General features: G+C 70.3%; 3 protein-coding genes. 1 reads left to right on the forward strand and 2 read right to left on the reverse strand.

Features of this window, described 5'->3' with window-relative positions; translation table 11 throughout:
- A partial coding sequence (locus tag PKH97_RS15805) for a putative immunity protein (RefSeq protein ID WP_349255523.1) occupies positions 1-215 on the reverse strand: 215 nt, incomplete at its 3' end.
- 120 nt (positions 216-335) lie between these two features.
- Positions 336-632, reverse strand: a complete 297-nt coding sequence (locus PKH97_RS15810) for a putative quinol monooxygenase (RefSeq protein WP_324388571.1) — start codon at positions 630-632, stop codon at positions 336-338.
- A 266-nt stretch (positions 633-898) separates the two neighbouring features.
- Here PKH97_RS15810 and PKH97_RS15815 point away from each other — a divergent pair, with 266 nt between their 5' ends.
- A complete protein-coding gene (locus PKH97_RS15815) occupies positions 899-2,314 on the forward strand; it encodes a L,D-transpeptidase family protein (protein WP_324388572.1) in 1,416 nt (471 codons plus the stop codon).
- The last annotated feature ends 158 nt before the right edge of the window (positions 2,315-2,472 follow it).

The raw sequence follows: 2,472 nt of genomic DNA on the forward strand, positions 1-2,472 counted from the left end.
GCCCGTGCGGCGATGGCCGCGGTGCGCTGCAGCCGTGAGCGGGGCGCTCCCTCGGCGAAGATCCGACCCGCCGCGAGGGCCGCTTCGGGCCGGGGGTCGTCGGGGTTGCCCCGCGCGAAGATCACCAGCGCCGGCTCGGCGCACGCGACGGCATACGCGCTCACGGCGCGCAACTCGGCCATGGTCAACTCGAAGTCGCCGGCGGGTGTGGTCACCACATCGAGTCTGGCACGCCAGCAACGGCGACGGCCCGGGATCTACCAGCCGGTAGGTGAGGCAAATCGGGCGCTATAGCGCCCGATTCGACGCACCTACTGTCTGGTAACCAGTCCCGGTCACGGCGACTCGGTCAAGAAGGTCAGTTGGGAGCCGTCCTCCTCGATCAGATCCCCCAGCTTGCCGTTGAAGACTGCGCCATAGGGGGCGCCGATGTGGGCGGCGAAGGCGTCGTCATCGGCATACCGCTCGAAGACGAAGAACTTGGCCGGGTTGTCGCGCTCACGGTAGACCGTGAACACCTCATTACCCGGCTCCCGGTGGACATCGTCGGCCAGCCCGGCGATGAGATCGGCCACGATCCCTTCCTGTCCAGGCTTGGCGGTGAACTCGGCATAGAGGGTGACGGCTGCCATCTCCCACGACTACCACACCGGCGCCGTCCGCGCGGCCCCTCCGCTCAGGGCGCCTCGCCGGTCAGGGCGTCCACGCTACCGCGGTCGTATGCCGTTGACCCGCCCCCGACCACGTCACCACGCTCACCCTGGGCGGGCAACCCGGGCGGGACACCAATGGCCGAGCGCGCGCGGTGACGTGCGAACCGTGGAACGCGCCGTCATACTGGCTGGGGGTTCGCCGGAGGGAGTGCACCTCGCGAACACTCGGGGAAGGAATGTCGAAGGTGAAGAGGCGCACAAAGGTGCTGACCGCCCTCGCGGTCACCGTGCCTGTGGCGATCGGGTCGGCAGCCACGGCATACGGCTTTCACTACCGTGATCGCGCCCTGCCGGGCAGCAGCGTGGTCGGCATCGACGTGGCCGGCATGTCCCGCGACGAGGTCGCCGCGGCGCTGCGCGCGAAGGCCGACGCGGTCACCGTCGCCGTCAAGCTCCCCGACACCACCCGCCAGGTCGCCCTGACCGACCTCGGCACCACGATCGACATCGACGCGACCGTCGCCCGCGTCTTCGCCGCCAATCAGGACTGGCCGGCGTATGCCGAGGCGCTGGTCAAGGCGCGCCCGGTCGAGGTCGTGATCACCCAGGACGCGAGCGCGTATGACGCCTTCGTCGCGTCCCTCGGCAAGACCTACGCCCGCACGCCGACCAACGCCGTGGTCAGCCTGGGCAAGGACGGGCACACATTCGCCGCCACCCGTGGCGCCTCGGGCCAGGTCCTCGAGGTCGACGGGCTCGACGGGATCGCCGCAACTGCCGCCCGCACGCTGACCTCCGCGTCCGCGTCGACGACCGTGGTCGAGCAGGAGCCCGACGTCACGACGGCGGACGGGAAGGACCTGGCCGCCAAGGCCAACGCCATCGCCCACGCCGAGGTCAAGGTCGAGGACGGCACCCAGGTCTTCCGGGCGACATCGCGCGAGAAGGCGTCCTGGGTCACGCTGCCGGCGGCGGGAACGACCGGCGAGGTGAGCGTCGATGGCAAGCGCATCACCGCCTGGATCACCGCGCAGGCCAAGTCGGCCGACGCCGCGCCCAGCAACGGCCTGCGCTATGTCAATTCCGCCGGCAAGCTCGTGCGCGTCATCACCCCGGCCAAGGACGGCCGGGCCGTGACCAACGCCGCGGCCGTGGCCAAGGCCCTGACCGCGTCGCTGAGCAGCGGCGAGGGCGCCTCGGAGACGTTCTCCACCAAGGCAATTCCGGCGACGTGGACGCAGAAGACCATCGCCGCCGGCGCGGAGAATCTCGCCTATCCGGCTATCCCGGGCGAGAAGTGGATCGACGTCAACCTCGCACGGCACACGATGACCGCCTATGTCGGGGCTACGGTCGCGCTAGGCCCGATCAAGATGGTCAACGGGGCCCCGGCCACCCCCACCGACATCGGCGTCTTCCACATCTACTGGAAGAACCCGATGATGACGATGCGCGGCCAGAACGCCGACGGCACCGACTACGAGACCCCCGACGTGCCTTGGTCCTCCTTCTTCAACGGCGGGGAGGCGCTGCACGGTGCCTACTGGCGCAAGACCTGGGGGTATGCCGCCTCCCACGGCTGCGTCAACCTGCCGATTCCGACGGCGAAGTGGGTCTTCGACTGGGCGCCCGTGGGCACGCCCGTCGTGACCCACAACTGAGCTCTGGCCGGACCCGCGCAGCTCGTCGGCGAGGGCGGTGCCGGCCATCAGTCGGTCCCGGCCCGCGCAGGGCGGCTGGTCAGCCGCAGTCGTCGCAGACGCCGGTCGCGGGCAATTGCATGAAGCAGCGCGGGCAGGTCGCCGGCGGCGCCTCTGGC

The sequence above is a fragment of the Nostocoides sp. genome (assembly GCF_035343835.1).
GTDB lineage: Bacteria > Actinomycetota > Actinomycetes > Actinomycetales > Dermatophilaceae > Nostocoides_A > Nostocoides_A vanveenii.